The organism is Kitasatospora sp. NPDC004531 (assembly GCF_053602195.1).
Genome location: NZ_JBSGDD010000004.1, coordinates 60,937 through 75,682, shown reverse-complemented (window position 1 = coordinate 75,682; position 14,746 = coordinate 60,937). Strand labels below are relative to the sequence as shown.

16 protein-coding genes, 1 pseudogene and 1 CRISPR repeat array are annotated in these 14,746 nt (G+C 74.0%); of the genes and pseudogenes, 3 read left to right on the top strand and 14 right to left on the bottom strand.

The genetic code is table 11. The features are described 5' to 3' along the window. Positions 1 to 3 precede the first annotated feature (3 nt). The 4 genes from ACWEMJ_RS03395 to ACWEMJ_RS03380 all read right to left on the bottom strand — a co-directional run bounded on the left by ACWEMJ_RS03395 (position 4) and on the right by ACWEMJ_RS03380 (position 3,380). The gene (locus ACWEMJ_RS03395; protein WP_452135241.1) at positions 4 to 513 is read right to left on the bottom strand and encodes an SRPBCC family protein; all 510 of its coding nucleotides are present in this window, start codon (positions 511 to 513) and stop codon (positions 4 to 6) included. An 85-nt stretch (positions 514 to 598) separates the two neighbouring features. Next, positions 599 to 2,071 carry an MFS transporter gene (locus ACWEMJ_RS03390; RefSeq protein ID WP_452135240.1) on the bottom strand — a complete coding sequence of 491 codons (1,473 nt, stop codon included), beginning with the start codon at positions 2,069 to 2,071 and terminating at the stop codon, positions 599 to 601. A 165-nt stretch (positions 2,072 to 2,236) separates the two neighbouring features. Beyond that, positions 2,237 to 2,914 carry a ScbR family autoregulator-binding transcription factor gene (locus tag ACWEMJ_RS03385; protein WP_452135239.1) on the bottom strand — a complete coding sequence of 226 codons (678 nt, stop codon included), beginning with the start codon at positions 2,912 to 2,914 and terminating at the stop codon, positions 2,237 to 2,239. Positions 2,915 to 2,990: 76 nt separating this feature from the next. Then, positions 2,991 to 3,380 carry a MerR family transcriptional regulator gene (locus ACWEMJ_RS03380; RefSeq protein ID WP_452135238.1) on the bottom strand — a complete coding sequence of 130 codons (390 nt, stop codon included), beginning with the start codon at positions 3,378 to 3,380 and terminating at the stop codon, positions 2,991 to 2,993. 81 nt (positions 3,381 to 3,461) lie between these two features. Between ACWEMJ_RS03380 and ACWEMJ_RS03375 the strand changes: the two genes are divergently transcribed. Then, on the top strand, positions 3,462 to 4,634 hold the full coding sequence (locus ACWEMJ_RS03375; RefSeq protein ID WP_452135237.1) for an MFS transporter: 1,173 nt from the start codon (positions 3,462 to 3,464) through the stop codon (positions 4,632 to 4,634). A gap of 252 nt (positions 4,635 to 4,886) precedes the next feature. On the opposite strand, the gene ACWEMJ_RS03370 is transcribed toward ACWEMJ_RS03375, so the two are convergent. The 3 genes from ACWEMJ_RS03370 to ACWEMJ_RS03360 all read right to left on the bottom strand — a co-directional run bounded on the left by ACWEMJ_RS03370 (position 4,887) and on the right by ACWEMJ_RS03360 (position 7,140). Beyond that, positions 4,887 to 5,612, bottom strand: a complete 726-nt coding sequence (locus ACWEMJ_RS03370) for an SDR family NAD(P)-dependent oxidoreductase (protein ID WP_452135236.1) — start codon at positions 5,610 to 5,612, stop codon at positions 4,887 to 4,889. 116 nt (positions 5,613 to 5,728) lie between these two features. After that, positions 5,729 to 6,220 carry a flavodoxin family protein gene (locus ACWEMJ_RS03365; protein WP_452135235.1) on the bottom strand — a complete coding sequence of 164 codons (492 nt, stop codon included), beginning with the start codon at positions 6,218 to 6,220 and terminating at the stop codon, positions 5,729 to 5,731. Between the two features lie 8 nt (positions 6,221 to 6,228). Further along, the gene (locus ACWEMJ_RS03360) at positions 6,229 to 7,140 is read right to left on the bottom strand and encodes a universal stress protein (RefSeq protein ID WP_452135234.1); all 912 of its coding nucleotides are present in this window, start codon (positions 7,138 to 7,140) and stop codon (positions 6,229 to 6,231) included. 547 nt (positions 7,141 to 7,687) lie between these two features. Between ACWEMJ_RS03360 and ACWEMJ_RS03355 the strand changes: the two genes are divergently transcribed. Both ACWEMJ_RS03355 and ACWEMJ_RS03350 read left to right on the top strand, forming a co-directional pair. Then, the gene (locus ACWEMJ_RS03355) at positions 7,688 to 8,137 is read left to right on the top strand and encodes a universal stress protein (protein WP_452135233.1); all 450 of its coding nucleotides are present in this window, start codon (positions 7,688 to 7,690) and stop codon (positions 8,135 to 8,137) included. Positions 8,138 to 8,250: 113 nt separating this feature from the next. Next, complete coding sequence (locus ACWEMJ_RS03350) at positions 8,251 to 8,721, top strand: OsmC family protein (protein WP_452135315.1); 471 nt, start codon at positions 8,251 to 8,253, stop codon at positions 8,719 to 8,721. Between the two features lie 53 nt (positions 8,722 to 8,774). Here ACWEMJ_RS03350 and ACWEMJ_RS03345 read toward each other — a convergent pair. The 7 genes and pseudogenes from ACWEMJ_RS03345 to casB all read right to left on the bottom strand — a co-directional run. Further along, a pseudogene (locus ACWEMJ_RS03345) lies at positions 8,775 to 9,492 on the bottom strand (IS5 family transposase); the annotation flags it as partial. Positions 9,493 to 9,626: 134 nt separating this feature from the next. Next, positions 9,627 to 10,021: a CRISPR direct-repeat array (repeat unit 28 nt; unit sequence GAGCAACCCCCGCGAGCGCGGGGCCGAG). Between the two features lie 18 nt (positions 10,022 to 10,039). Further along, a complete protein-coding gene (cas2e, locus tag ACWEMJ_RS03340; RefSeq protein ID WP_014133706.1) occupies positions 10,040 to 10,318 on the bottom strand; it encodes a type I-E CRISPR-associated endoribonuclease Cas2e in 279 nt (92 codons plus the stop codon). Further along, the gene (gene cas1e, locus ACWEMJ_RS03335) at positions 10,315 to 11,349 is read right to left on the bottom strand and encodes a type I-E CRISPR-associated endonuclease Cas1e (protein ID WP_452135232.1); all 1,035 of its coding nucleotides are present in this window, start codon (positions 11,347 to 11,349) and stop codon (positions 10,315 to 10,317) included. The genes cas2e and cas1e overlap by 4 nt, the downstream gene beginning before the upstream one ends. Before the next feature lie 3 nt (positions 11,350 to 11,352). Further along, positions 11,353 to 12,120, bottom strand: a complete 768-nt coding sequence (gene cas6e, locus ACWEMJ_RS03330; protein WP_452135231.1) for a type I-E CRISPR-associated protein Cas6/Cse3/CasE — start codon at positions 12,118 to 12,120, stop codon at positions 11,353 to 11,355. 8 nt (positions 12,121 to 12,128) lie between these two features. Continuing rightward, entirely contained in the window at positions 12,129 to 12,962 is an 834-nt protein-coding gene (gene cas5e, locus ACWEMJ_RS03325; RefSeq protein WP_452135230.1) for a type I-E CRISPR-associated protein Cas5/CasD, read from the bottom strand. Next, positions 12,962 to 14,098 carry a type I-E CRISPR-associated protein Cas7/Cse4/CasC gene (cas7e, locus tag ACWEMJ_RS03320; RefSeq protein WP_452135229.1) on the bottom strand — a complete coding sequence of 379 codons (1,137 nt, stop codon included), beginning with the start codon at positions 14,096 to 14,098 and terminating at the stop codon, positions 12,962 to 12,964. Before cas7e ends, cas5e begins: the two co-directional genes overlap by 1 nt. 59 nt (positions 14,099 to 14,157) lie before the next feature. Then, positions 14,158 to 14,742, bottom strand: coding sequence for a type I-E CRISPR-associated protein Cse2/CasB (gene casB, locus ACWEMJ_RS03315; RefSeq protein WP_452135228.1), 585 nt, complete (start codon positions 14,740 to 14,742; stop codon positions 14,158 to 14,160). Between the last annotated feature and the right edge of the window lie 4 nt (positions 14,743 to 14,746).

The following is a 14,746-nucleotide window of genomic DNA, read 5'->3' as shown; positions in this document are numbered from 1 at the left end:
TGGTCAGGCGCGGGTGGCGTCGTCCGCGATGCCCTGGAGGACGGCCTCCATGCCGGTGCGCAGGCTGGCGAAACGGCCGCCGACGATCGCCTCCTCCTGCTCCGGGTTGCTCTCCACGACCTTGTGCAGCGGGGTGCGCAGGTTGCCCAGCCGCATGCCGTGGCGCAGCCGGGTGCCGTCGCCCTCGGGCGTCAACTCGTAGTGCCAGCGGGCGAAAGCGTCGCCCTGGGCGGTGTCGGTGCCGGGCAGCACCGACCAGGCGAACCGCTCGTTCGGGGTGCACTCGGTGATCCGGTTGACGGTCTGCCACTGGTAGCCGTCCGGCCGGGCGTTGTGCCCCGCGAAGTGGGCGCCGACGGCGGGCGCCTCGGCGCCCTCCAGCCACTCGGTGCGCTGCAGCTCCGGGCTGAACCGGGGGGAGGTGGCGATGTCCGCCACCAGCTCCCAGACTCGCTGCGGCGGAGCGGCGATCGTCACCTCGACCAGCACGCCGGGTTCGTCGGAGAGTCGCACTGTCCTGCCTCGTTCCTGTGTGTCGGTGGTGTTGCCCGGTCAGGGTTTCACCGCGAACGGGCGGCCCGGACCCCGGGGTGGGTGGCTACGCCCCGGACGGCCCGCCCGGGCGGCTTCCGCGCAGGCGGTTCCCGAGCAGGCGGTTCCCGGGCAGGCGGTTCCCGAGCAGGGCGAACAGTGCGGCGACGGCGAGGAAGACCGCGGCCACCGCGACGAAGCCGGCCCGGGCGCCGCCGGCGGCGCCGACCGCCGCGAACACCCCGCCCAGCAGGGCCACGCCCAGGGCGAGCGCGGTCTGCTGGGCGGTGCTGACGATGCCGCTGCCGACGCCGATCCGCTCGGACGGGATCGAGGACAGCACGGTGCGGTACACGGTGGGGACGAACAGGCCGTTGCCCACGCCGATCAGGAACATGCCCGCCACCAGGTGGAAGAAGCGCAGGTGGGGCCACCACAGCAGGGCGGGCCCGATCAGGCACAGCAGCCCGAGCGCCTGGACGGCGCCGCCGATTTGCAGCGTCCGCGCGCCGATCCGTCCGATCAGCCGGGGCGTGCGGACCGCCGCCAGGAACTGGCCCAGTGCCATCGGCGCCATCGACAGGCCGGACTCGAAGGCGCCCATGCCGTTGTCGCCCTGCAGCGCCAGGGCGAAGACGAAGAGGAAGCCGCCGAACGCCAGGAAGCCGCTCCCCAGCACCAGCAGGCCCCGGCTCATCACGGCCTGCCGCAGCAGCGCCGGCGAGATCAGCGGGTCGGCGCCGCCGTCCTCCACTCGCCGCTCGTACCGCCACAGCAGGCCGCCGGCGCCCGCGGCCAGCGCCAACAGCGCCCAGCACCACAGCGGCCAGTGCGACTGGCGCCCGACGCCGAGGGCGATCAGCAGCGCCGACGCGGACACCGCGAACAGGGCGGTGCCGCCGAGGTCCGCACCCTGCCGTTGCCGGGCCCTGGTCTCCGGCACCCAGCGGCGGACGCCGATCATCGCGAGGACGCCCAGCGGCACGTTGACCAGGAAGATCGGCCGCCAGCCCAGCCCCGCGAGGTCGGCCCACACGAACAGTCCGCCCAGCAGCTGCCCCACCGCCGCCGACAGGCCGCCCACCGCGCCGTAGTGGCTGACCGCCCTGGTCCTGGCCGGCTCCGCCAGCGCGGCCTGGATCGTCGACAGCACCTGCGGCAGCAGCAGCGCGGCCGCCGCCCCCTGCACCACCCGCGCGCCGACCAGCGCGGCGACGCCCGGCGCGAGCCCGCACGCCGCCGAGGCCAGCGTGAACCCCGCGACACCGACCTGGAGCAACCGCCGCCGCCCGTAGCGGTCGCCGAGCCGGCCCCCCAGCACCAGCAGCACGGCATAGCTGATGCCGTAGCAGCTGACCACGAACTGCGAGGCGGACGGGGAGACCCCGAAGGACTCCTGGACGGACGGCAGCGCCACGTTGACGATGAACGCGTCGACCGTCGTCAGCGCCGCGGCGAGCAGCAGCACCGCCTGCCCGAGCCCGCCGATTCCCTCCGCCGTCGGCGCGGGAGGCGCCTGGGCGGTCACGGTGGTCCCCATGGGAGCTGTCCTTTCAGCAAGAAGATTCCCTCGGGTAGGAAACCGGCCGAGGGTGCGGCCTGTCGCAGCGGCCACATCACGCCAGGCGAAACATACCTGGGGGAAGGTATTTTTCTTCCGCAAGGGCCGGCGGAGGGCCCGCACTCCCTCCGGGACGGCTCCGGGTCAGTCGCGTCCGGCCGGTCGCGGCCGGGCCCGCAGCGCCGGGAACAGCAGGTCCCGCACCTCCCGCCAGCGCTCCGCGAAGTCGGCGCGGCCGTGCAGGTTGTTGGAGATGTGCTGGGCCCCGAAGAACGCGGCGACCGCGACCCGCGCGGCCACGTCCGGGTCCACCCCGTCCGCCAACTGCCCCTGGTCGCACGCCTCGCGCAGCAGCGAGGTGATCAGCTCCGTCCAGTCCACGTACGGCGGCGGCAGCTCGACGTCCACCACCGCCCGCTCGTTCTGCAGGCGCGTGCCGGCCTGCATGATCGGGTCGTTCAGGAACGCCGACGTCGCCTCGTTGAACATCTCGACGACGGTGTCCAGCGGCGACAGCCCCTTCTCCCGCACCGCCTCCAGGGTGCGCGGCCAGGTCGCGTAGAGCTCCTCCACCACCGCGACCGCCAGGGCCTGCTTGTTGGGGAAGTGGAAGTAGACCGCCCCCTTGGTCATCCCGACCTGCTCGGCGACGTCCTTGATCCCGGTCTGCTGGTACCCCCGCTCGGCGAAGAGCTCCGCCGCGCACCGCAGGATCTCCGCCCGCGTCCGCACCGCCCGGTCCTGCCGCAGATCCGGCCCCTGCGGCACCCCCGTCCGCCCGGCCGACCACAGCGGCACGGCCTCGCCCACGCTCCGCTCCACCGCTCGCTCTCCCTTCGTCGGGTCCTGATTGCCGGCAATATACCTTCCCACCGGTATCTTTACCCCCGCCGGCCCCTCAGCCGGCGAGGGCCTCCAGGGCCCGGCGGGTGACGTCGGACGGGGCCGCCGCGATGACGTCGTCGAGCGCGTCCATCGACGACTTCAGGTCGCTGATGGCCAGGGCGATGCGGGCGCGCTCCTGGTGGAGGTCGGCGAGCAGGTCGGAGCAGGTGGGGACGAGGCGGTCGCCCGCGTCGCGCAGGCACGGCAGGACGGTGGCGATGGTCGCGGTGTTCAGGCCGGCCGCCAGCAGGCTGCGGATGCGGCGGACCACGGCGACGTCCTCCTCCGCGAACTCCCGGTAGCCGCTGGGGCGCCGCTCGGGGTGGAGCAGGCCCTGCTCCTCGTAGTAGCGCAGCAGGTGGACGCCCACGCCGGTCCGTCGGGACAGCTCACCGATGCGCACCACGACCTCCCGGACCGCCGGGCGGGCTGCGGCCCGCGCGACTTGACTCTCATACCGATGTGAGACTTTAGCGTCTGCGGCATGAAGGTCAACAAGGGTTTCGCGACGCTCGGCGCGCTCTGCGCGAGCGTCTTCGTCGTGGGTACCTCCGAGTACCTGATTGCCGGGCTGCTGCCCCAGGTCGGCGCCGATCTCGACATCTCCGTGGGAACCGCCGGGCAGGCGGTGACCGCGTACGCGCTCGGCGTGGTGGTCGGCGGGCCGCTGATGGCGCTGCTGACGGCTCGCCTGCCGCGCAAGGGCCTCGCCGTCGGGCTGATGCTGCTGTTCGCGGCGGGCAGCGCGATCAGCGCCACGGCGCCGTCGTTCGGCCTGCTGCTGGTGGGCCGGGTGGTGTCCTCGCTGAGCCACGCGGCTTTCCTGGCACTGGCGTTGGTGACGGCCACCCGGGTCGTCCCGGCCGAGCGGACGGGCTCCGCCATCGCCACCGTGGCCTCCGGCTTCACCGTGGCCACGCTCCTCGGGGTGCCGCTCGGCGCACTGCTCGGGCAGGACGCCGGCTGGCGCACCCCGTTCGCCGTGCTGACCGCGCTGGCCCTGGCGGGCGCCGTACTGCTGGCCGCCGTCCTGCCCCGGCAGGAGGGGGCGGCGACGCGGCTGCGCGACGAGGTGCGCGTGGTGGCACGCCGTCCGGTGCTGCTCGCCATCGCCACCACGGCGGTGGGCTTCTCCGGGGTCGCCACGGTCTTCACCTACCTCGCTCCGCTGCTGATCCGCGTCTCCGGCTTCTCCGCCACCGCCGTCTCCGGCCTGCTGCTCGCCTACGGCGCGGGCAGCTTCGTCGGCAACCTCGCCGCCGGGAAGCTGACCGACCGCTCCGTGGGCGCCACCGTGCGCGGAGTCTTCGGCGCGCTGGCCGGGACGCTCCTGCTGATCCCGTTCGCCGTCGCCCGGCAGCCCACCGCGGTGGCCGCCGTCCTGCTCCTCGGCCTCCTCGCCACCGCCACCATCGCCCCCCTCCAGGGCCTGATCCTGCGCCACGCGGGCGCCGCCCCCACCCTGGCCGTCTCCGTCAACGTCGGCGCCTTCAACCTCGGCGCCGCCGCCGGCTCCGTCATCGGCGGCGCCCTCGTCGCCGCCGACGCCCTCCGCTGGACCGGCCTGGCCGGCGCCGCCCTGACCCTGACCGGCCTGGCCCTCAGCCACCTCGCCCTCCCCCGCACACCCGCCCCGCACCCCGCCGCTGCCACCTGACCCGGGGGCGTCGTGGAGCGTCGGCACCTTGGCCCCCGTCACCTCGGCCGGCCGGGGCGGCATCCGCACACACACGCTGCCCGGGCCCACAACTCCCGCCGCTCCCAGGCGAACACAGTCACGGGACAGGATCGACACGGCCTCCTCGGGCCGAGACTCGCCTGCGGTACCCATGACACTCGGACCGACCGCCCCAACTCCCCTTCCTCCCAGCCGAATACAGCAGTCGCAAGTCCGGCACGACCCGTCACCTCACCCGGCCAGGTCCTCGGCCCAGTAGCGGCCGGAGGGCAGGCCGTCGCGGAGCAGGGTGAGCAGGGCCGGGGCGACCTCCTCGGGGAGTGGCTCGGTGGAGATGTCTCCGTCCGGGGTGGCGTCCTGGAGCATGCGGGTGCGCATGCTGCCGGGGTCGACCGCCCAGACGCGCAACTCCGGTTCCTCGCGGGCGAGTACGGCGGTGGCGAGGTCGAGCGCGGCCTTGCTGGCGCCGTAGCCGCCCCAGCCCCGGTAGGGCATCACGGCGGCCACGGAGCTGATGTTGAGGACGGCGCCGGCGTGGCGGCGCAGCTGGGGCAGGACGAGCTGGGTGAGGGCGATCGGCGCGAAGGTGTTCACCTGGAAGATCTGCTCCAACTCCGGCAGCGGGTGGTCCGCCAGCCGGGGCAGCGCCCCGGCCCCGCCGGGGGCATTGAGCGTGCCGGCATTGTTGATCAGCAGACTCACACCACCGAGCCGCTCGGCAGCCCCGGCCAGCCGCACCCGGTGGTCCCCGTCCGCGATACTGCCGGGCAGTGCGACGACCTCGGTGACGGCGGCCAACTCGGCTTCCACATCGGCGAGTTCGCCCCCACCCCGAGCAGTGATCACCAGCCGCCACCCGCCGCCGGCCAGCACCCGGGCAAGGGCCAGGCCGAGCCCCCGGGAGGCCCCGGTGACGAGAGCGACGGGCAAACCTGCGGGGCGCTGTTCTGCATCCATGCCGCAAACGATCTCCCGCCCCCACCCCCCACCGCCTCCGCCGCCGGACCCGGACCCGGCTCGGACCTTGGAACTAAGCACGCCACCGCCCCCGGGCCCGGCGGGCTGGCGGGGCGTCAGGCGAGTGCTGCGCCCCAGGCCTTCGCCCGTTCGAGCTCGCCCTCTCGCAGGGGGCCGCCGAGTTCTTCGACGAGGAAGCCGACGGGGTCGGACGTGAGGTCGTAGTGGTGGCGGGTGAGTCGCGCGGCGATGCCGTCGGCCGCCGCTCCGGCGTGCTTCGACTCGACGCGGGTGTCGTACGCGGCGGCGCGGACGCCCGCTCCCCCGTCCGGCAGCGAGCGGAACCAGGCGCGCAGGCCGGGGCTCTCCTCCGGCGCGCCCGCCTTCGCGGCCAGGGTGCGGCTGAGACCGGTGGACATGCCCCTCATGTGCGTGGGGCCGCCGACCACCAGCAGGTCCGCGTCCGCGACGGCCCCGGCCTCGGCCTCGGCGACCGGCAGGCACCGCACGTCGGCGTCCGGCACGGTCGTCCGGATGCCGGCGGCGATCGCCTCGGCGACCTGCGCGGTATTGCCGTACATGCTCTCGTAGACGATCACGGCACGCATGGCTGCGTTCACCTCTCTCTCGGCTCTCGGGTCTGCTCCCGAGTCAGCGGTTCGTCGGCGCCGGGCCCGGGAGGCACCGTGACGACGGGGCACAGCGCCTGCCGGATCAGGCCGTGCGGGACGGAGCCGAGCCGCATTCCGGTGAGTCCGCCGTGGCCGTGCCGTCCGACCACGACGGCCAGCGCGTGGGCGGACACCCGGACGAGTTCCTCGACGGGGCGGCCGTCGACGACCTCGTGGGTGAGGTCGAGGTCGGGTTCGTCGGCGGCGCAGCCGGCGGTGCTCTCGAAGAGCCGTCGCCGGATCTCCGCTTCGCTCTCCGCGGGTTCGAACGGCCGCACCGGTGTCCGCCGCACCCACACGGCGCGCAGGGCCGCTCCCCGTCGCCCGGCCAGGTCGGCGGCGAAGCGCACGGCGGCCGCGCAGTCCGGGGAGCCGTCGACCCCGACGACGACGTAGGGCGGTCGAAGGCTGACGTGCTCGGGCTCCCGGACGACGGCGACGGGGCAGTGCGCCTGGGCGCTGACCGGTACGGCCACGGAGGAGCGGCTCAGCACCTCCTCGATCCGGCCGAGCCGGCGTGAACCGAGCACGACGAGCGCGGCCCGCGCGGACTCCCCGCACAGCAGCGGCGCCGGGCTCCCCTCCCGGAGGACGGGCCGCACCTGGAGCCGGGGGTGGCGTTCCAGGGCGAGGGCCTCGGCCTGCTCCAGCGCGGCGGTTCCGGCCTCCCGCAGTGCCCGGAGGCGGCCGCGGCCGTCGCCGTGCAGCTCGCGGGGCTCGTCGGGGACGGCCAGCACCAGGCGGAGCGGGAGCCCGCGCCGGTCGGCCTCGGCGGCGGCCCAGCCGACCACCATGGGGCTGACCTGCCGGGCGTCGACGCCCAGCACGATCGGACGGGCTTCGGCGGGCGATGTCATGGCTCCTCCACCGTCGCGGGCGGCCGCTGTCCGGTGACAACCGGCTCGCCTTCCACGCTAAGCGGCCCCGGCGCACCGGGCGAGGGCCGACCGGCCCGCCCACCGGGGCCTCGGGACCCGCCCCGACCGGCCCGACCGGCACCGCATCGTCCGGCACCCGGCACCGGACGCCCGCGCCGCTGGACGACCCCTGCGACGGGGGCCCAACGGCCCATGCGCCGGGCCCCTGACGGCCCATGCCGGCCCGTGCTCGCGAGCGCGAGGCTCGGAGCAGGAGGAACAACGAGGAACGACCGACGATTCGACGCGCCGGCGACACCGGCGGCCGGTCCCGGCGGCGTTCGAGGACTCCCGTTCGGCCTTCGCGCGCTCCGTCCGGCCGCCCGGTGAGGCTAAGGAGCGGGAGGTCGCCGCAAGCTGTGACGGAGGCGTCCTGACCGCCCGGCCCCGCCGGGCACGAGCGACAGGCCGCCGCACCGTGCAGGTCATCGGTGGCAGCTGACGGAGGCCCGGGAGCGGTCCCGGGCCCGATCGGAAGGACGGAGCCATGGCGGAGGAACCGAACCTCGACGGCAAGATCGTCGTCGGGGTCGACGGATCGGAGCAGTCCCGGAAGGCCCTGCGCTGGGCCGTGCGGCAGGCCGGGTCGACCCACAGCGTGGTGGAGGCGGTGCTGGCCTGGCAGCCGCCGTTCTCCGGATGGGGCAGCGCGGTGGGCGCCGACGACGAGGCGCAGCTGGGGCGGGCGGCACGAAAGGCCCTGGCGGAGAACGTCGAGAAGGCCGTGGGCGCCTCGCCGCCGGTGGAGGTCCGGCTCAGGGTCGAGGAGGGCACCCCGGCCTGGGTCCTGCTGTCCGCCGCCCGGGAGGGGGCGTCCCTGCTGGTGGTCGGGCACCGCGGTCTCGGCGGCTTCGAGGGCGCCCTGCTGGGCTCCGTCGGGCAGTACTGCGTGCAGCACTCGCCCTGCCCGGTCCTGGTCTTCCGGACATCCGAATGACGGCGCGCCGCCCGCCGTCCGGGACGGTCCGCTCCGCCGGCCCGTCGCCGCCGCCCGCCCCGAGCCGCATGCCGATGAACGCAACCCTGTCCCGCCTTCCCTTGGAGCACGCCGTGTCCGAAGCCGAACCGCTCGTCCGCACCCCCGGGGCCGCCACCGTCCTGCCGACAGGGCGCATCCGGGTGGACCACCTGTCGAAGGACGCCTACCAGGTCGCGGTCCGCGGCCACCGGCTGGTGGTGGACCAGCCGTCCGACGCGGGCGGCGACGACACCGGCCCCACGCCGACGGAGCTGTTCGCGGCGTCCCTCGCGTCCTGCGTGGCGTTCTACGCCGGCCGCTACCTGGCCCGCCACGGCGTGGCCGCGGACGGCCTGGCAGTGGAGGCGCAGTTCACCATGGCGACCGACCGGCCGGCCCGGGTCGCGGAGATCACCGTCACGGTCGACGTGCCGCCCGGGCTCCCGGCGGCCCGCCGCGACGCGCTGCTCGCGGTGGCCTCGAACTGCACCGTCCACCACTCCCTCCAGCAGCCGCCGACCGTCCGCATCGCGCTCGGCCCGTCCGGGGACGACGAGGGGTGAACACCGTCCCCCCGGCGCCGACGGGGCCGGGCAGGTGGGGCGGACTTCACTGGCGGGCGGCCGCCCCTGCTGCCGCGGCGGTGGCGGTTGGCCCGTTGGTCCCGGGGCTCCGGGATGGTGTCCTTGATCCGGCGTCTGCGCAGGTAGCAGCGGTTGCGGCGGGAGCTGTAGGCCTTGTCGCCGCCGACCCGGTCGGGCCGCGTGCGCGGGCGCCCGCCGTCGGGTCGCGGGACGCGGATGCACTCCATGACCGGTATGAGCTGAGGGGTGTCTCCCCACTGGCCAGGTGTGATCAGCAGACCCAGCGGGCGTCGCCCGCCCTCGCCGGCCAGGTGGATCTTCGTCGCCAGCCCGACCCGGGAACGCCCGAGCCCTTCATCGGGGCGGTGCTGCAGGGGCGTCGATCTTTACCCGGGACGCGGGGCGGCGTCTTCCGGGCCCCGGCGGCGTGCTGGTGGGCACGGCAGGAGGCGGAGTCCACGCCACCATGCTCCAGTCGAGCCTGCCCTCCGCATCCGCGTCGGCCTGGACGGCCCGCAGGATCCTGTCCCACGTGCCGTCCGCGGACCAGCGCCGAAGCCGCTCGTAGACCGTCTTCCGACCGCCGAAACGCTCCGGAAGGTCCCGTCACGGGACACCGGTCCGCTGCCGGAACAGGATCCCGTTGATCACCCTGCGGTGGTCGTTCCATCGCCCGCCCCGCCGACCGCCTCCCGGCATATGCGGTGCCAACCGGGCCCGTTCGTCGTTCGTCAGATCTCCCCGCCCCATGCCGGACACAACGAGCCCCGCACGGAGAAGTCACATGATCCGCCGGACAGAACCTGGCCCAGCGAGCCGGGCGAGCAACCCCCCGCGAGCGCGAGGCCAAGGTGCGGGATCAGGTCCGGTCGCGATCGGCGGGGGAGCAACCCCCGCGAGCGCGGGACCGAGTCCAGGTAGGTGGAGCCGTGCAGGGTGAGGTAGGGGCAACCCCCGCGAGCGCGGGACCGAGCGTCGCGCCCGCCGCGCTCTACGGCCTCGCGATGGAGCAACCCCCGCGAGCACGGGGCCAAGGGACGTCGGCGAAATTGACCCCTGCCAGGAGCGGAGCAACCCCCGCGAGCGCGGGGCCGAGAGGCGGCTGGCGAGCTCGGACAGGCCGACGAACGAGCAACCCCCGCGAGCGCGGGGCCGAGGCCCGTCGGACATGCCCAATCAGCAGGTGGTCAGAGCAACCCCCGCGAGCGCGGGGCCGAGCTCCGGGACACCGCGTCGGTGGTGAACACGTAGGAGCAACCCCCGCGAGCGCGGGGCCGAGGGTGCGTGGGCTGGGGTTTTATCGGGTCGGGCGGGCGGAGAGAATCAGTCCGTCGAAGTCGACGGGCTTCCAGCGGTCTGTACCGGCGGTGCGGACGGTCCAGCCTTGTTCGTTGGTGGCGGGCTCGACGAGGATGGCTTGGCCGGTGCCGATGCGGGTGGCGAGGAGGTCCCAGAGGCGGTCGCGGATTCGGCGGCTGGGGTTGCCGACGAAGACGCCGGCGTGGACTTCGACCATCCAGCGGGTGAGGTGGCCGCGTAGGCCTTCGGGGGCGGCGATCAGGACGATGACGGTCATCGCAGAGGCTGCTTCGGGTGGTTGTCGAATTCGGGGCCGATGATCGCCAGGTGCTCGTCCTCGTCCCCCATGCCCGGGTCGATGGTTCGGGAGGTGGAGCCACCGCTGTCGGCAGACCAGTTGACGCCACCTTGGACCGTGCCGAGCTTCTCGTCCCACAGCTGGTTGACGTCTTGGTCGGCCAGGTCGATGCCGTCCGGGGTAAGGAGGGCTTTGACGTCCCGGACGATCCGGCCGAGGAGGCGGTCTTCTGCGATGCGGTCGCGCAGGCCGAGGCGGCCGTCACGTTCTTCGGTGTGGCCGCGGGCGGTGAGGTCGAAGGCGAGGGGGATGGTGTAGTCGGCTTTGTAGAGGTCGGCGATGTCGAGGACGAAGGACGTGGCGAGGCCGGTGTGGACGAAGCCGAGGCCGGGGCTGGCGCCGAGGCCGGTGATGACGGCGTGGCAGATGCCGTAGAGCGCGGCGTTGGCCGCGGAGAGGAGCCGGTTGAGGTCGTCACCGGCGGCGTGGGCGTCGCCGGGTTGGTAGATGCGGCCGTTCCAGGGGACGCCGGTGCGGCGCGCGTGTGCCTGGTAGAGCTTGCGGATCCGGGCGCCTTCGCGGCCGCGCAGTTGCTGCATGGTGGCGCTGTCCACGTCCTCGCCGGGGAAGCGCATGCGGTACATGGCGCGGGCGACGGCGAGACGTTCCTTGGTGCGGCTGACCAGCCATGCCTGCCGGTTCAGCAGTCCGGCTCCACGGCTCGGGCCGAGTCCGGCCGCGTACATGCGGACGCCCTGCTCGCCGACCCAGCACACGGTGGTGCCGGAGTCGGCGAGCAGGTTGACCGCGCCGTGGGTGATGCGGGTGCCGGGGCCGAGGAGGACGACGGCGACCATGGCGGCCGGGATGCGGACGGTTTCGCGCTTGTTGATGACGACGACGGCGTTCTCGTCGCGGTCGATGTGGCTGCGTTCGACGTAGACGCTGGAGACGCGGTCGGAGAGGCGGTGCAGGTCGTGGGGGTGGGCTTTCCACCAGATGTCGGCCATCGGTCAGCGGGCCGCGCCGGCGCCGGGGAGCGGGGCGAGGGTGAGCAGTCCGCAGCCGTAGGCCTTGGCGGGGCCGATGCCTTCGAGGAGGGCGGTCTTCAGGAGGGCGGGGTCGCTGATCCGCAGGTGTCCTTCGAAGGTGGCGGTGGTGAGGGTGACGGGGGTGCGGGTGCCGGGTTTGGTGAAGGTGCGCCGGTCGCGGTTGGTGATCCGGACCTCGCGGGCGGGCGGCCCGTCGCCGTCAGGGGTCCCCAGCCCGGGGGCAGGCGTGTGGGTACGGGCTTCGGGGACGGTGAAGCCCCAGCGGGTGGTGCGGTCGAGGAACCAGGCGAGTTGGTGTGCGGCGGTGCGGTGGGGGACGCGGTAGGAGCGGTGGCGGAGTTCCTCGGCCGTCTTGGTGCGGTGGGTGCTGCTGCCCGTCGGGTTGGAGGTGTTCTGCACGGGGCTGGCGGTGAGGCGGAAGGCGAACTCGCGGCCGAAGGCAAGTTGGGCGAGCAGCGGGGTGTAGTCGCGGACCGTGTAGTGCTCGCCGTCGGCGTCGGGCCATCCGGCCTGTTCGACGAGGTGGGTCCAGTCGGGTTTGCCGGGGGTGAGGACCAGGAGGTGCGGCCGTCGCGGGTGGTCGGTGTCGAGGCGCCAGAGAACCCGGTCGCCGGGGGCCTGGTCGGGGACTCCGGCCTGGACGGCGCCGTGCAGGGCGCGCGGGTTGGCGAGCAGGGTGCGGCTGGCCGCGCGCAGGGGGTTGATGCGGACGCGGGAGAGGTAGGTCATGGGTCGGGTCACCAGCCCAGCAGGGCGAAGGGGTCGTGGCCGCCGTCGGCGGGCGGCTCGGTGGGGAAGGCGGCCCGGAGGCCAGTGGGGACGCTGAGCCACTCGTGCCGGACCTTGCGGCTGCTGAAGCCGCGGCGGCGCGGATCGAAGCTGAGCGGGACGTCCCGGCAGGTGTCGTCCCCGTGCGGGTCGTCGAAGCTGGCCGCCAGGTCGACGCGGTCGGTCCGCCGCGGGGCCTGACCGCGCTTCGCCTGCCGCTCGTACGCCTTCCTGGTCTGTTCGTTGGCCTGCCAGGGTTCTTCCGCGAGGGCGATCTCCAGCGGTGTGTCGCGGCGGACGCCGAGGCTCAGCGGCTGGGTGGGCGTGCACGAACGGCGGCCGAGAGCGAGCGGGAAGGCGGGGTGGGTGACGGCCTCGCCGAGTGCGGCGACCAGTTCGGCGGGTCCTTCGACGGCGGCGAGGAACACGGCGTCCTGGAGGTAGTAGCGGTGCGTCACGTGGGTGTGCTTGCTGGGCGAGGTGGGCTTCTGGACGCCCTTCGCGTTGACGCCGGCCTGGGGCAGCGGCAGGCCGCGGTAGTCGCTGACGGTGTGGTAGTCGCGCAGGAGCGTGCCGGGTTGGTCCACCCGGACGCCGAGCCGCAGGCCGACCAGGTCGGTGAGGTCGGTTTCGCGGGGGCGTCCGGCGGCCGCGGCGAGCAGCCCGATGACACCGGACTTGGTGGGCTGCGGCGTGGTGTCGCGGCGGTTGAAGGCGCTGCGGTCGCCCCAGGACTGGAGCGGTCCGGCGAGCCGCAGCAGGAGGACCGCCCGGTCGTCCGGCGGGGTGGCGTCGGCGGGCATCAGCGTCCCGCCGTCCGCTCGGTGAGGGCGGTGCGCAGGCCCTCGCGGAGTTCGGCGAAGGTGCGGTTGGCACCGAACGCCTCGGCGAGCGCAGCCGCTTCGGGGCTCGCGGCGTCCAGGGTGTGGCAGACGGCGGTGTGGAGCGGTTCGTCGCCCCACTGGGAGGTGGCGGTGCGGTACTCGGCGGCGAGGCGGCGGGCCGATTCGGCGAGGATGCCGTCGCCGACCGGGACGGCGTTCTCGTACGCGGAGACCAGGTTGACGGGCTGGTCGGTGCGGACCACGACGGCCACCAGGCTGGGCCGGGTGCGGTGGGCGAAGGAGTTGCCGTAGCCGGTGGGCATGGAGCGGGCGAAGGAGTCGACGAACAGGTCGACGGCCTCGACGGCGGTCTTCTCCTCGCCGAGGTTGTCGGTCAGCTGGTGCAGGCCGACGGTGGCGTAGCGGTACAGGGTGGCCGAGTTGAAGCCGATGGTGCCGATCATTCCGGCGCCGGTCTCCTCGTCGCCGGTCTCGTCGTCCACCGCCGTGTAGTAGTCGAACTCGAGCTCGGTGGCGTGGGTGGAGAGGGCGTGCGCGACCTGGGTGGCGGCGTCGACGTTGAGGCCGGGGATGTCGGCGACCATCCGGCCGAACAGCGCCACGTCGACGGGGTGGCCCTGCTGGAGCTGCTCGCGCACCGGCAGGTTCTTCACCCGCTCCTCCAGCTGCTGGTCGTCCAGCGCCGCCAACTCCGCCGCGTCGGCGGCGACCAGGTCGACAATGCCCTCCAACTGTCGGCGTCCGTAGAACAGCAGGTACGCGGTGTCACCGGCCTTCTTGCCCGCGGCGATGCCCATCGGCTTCAGCAGGGCCCCGGCGATGCGCTGCGCGTCCTCGGCGGACAGGGCGGCACGGGCGATGAGGCGTTCGGCGAGCTTGCCCGCGATGCGCTTGGTGCGGGTGCCGAGGTCCTGCGGCTCGTAGCGCTCCGCGAAGTGCAGGCGGGTGGCTCGCTTCCAGGCCTGGGAGGAGACCCGGGAACGGCGCTTGCCGCCGAAGTGGGCCTCCTTGGGGCTGCCGTTGTCGTCGCGGTTGAGGTTGGCCGGCGGGACGGTCTGCAGGATGTGGACGTCGATGTAGAGGCGGGAGGGCACGCGCTTCTCCTGAGGCTGGGGGTGGGACGGACGGGACGGGGTGCGGTTGCCGAGGACGGTCACTCGTCGGCGTCAGGGGACTTGTTCTGCCATGCCCGGTAGCCCAGCGCCCACTTGAGCCGGACGTGGGGGCGCTGTTCGGGCTGGTGCCAGGCACGGATGTCGGCCATCAGGTGGTCGTAGTCGAGGGGCTGGCCGATCGTCCGCAGTTGGGTGATCAGGCCGCGCAGGTGGACCAGGAGGGCGGAAACGCTCGTCGCGGCGGCTAGTTGGGCGACTCGGGCGTCCAGTGCGTAGTCGCTGTACTTGCCGTCGCGGCGCAGTTCGCGCAGCGCCCGGCCGAGTTTGACGCCGCTGCGGTGCATCGGCCTGCTCTGACCCTGCTGGTGCAGGCCGTAGAGGGCGAGCGCGGCGTGCTCGGCCTGCTGCTCGTCGGAGACCCGGTCCCGCAGCGCCAGCACGTCGTCGACCTCGGTGCTGTAGTGCGGCCACATCTTCGGGCTGTCCATCACCGGCCGTCCGAGTCCGGAACGCAGGGCGGCCAGTTCTCCGCCGGGCGGCCGGCGCGGCTGTCCGGAACGGGGATCGATCCGCCAGCCGTGGTCGGGGGCGGTGTACTTGCCCCAGTACCGCTGTGGGGTCACGGCT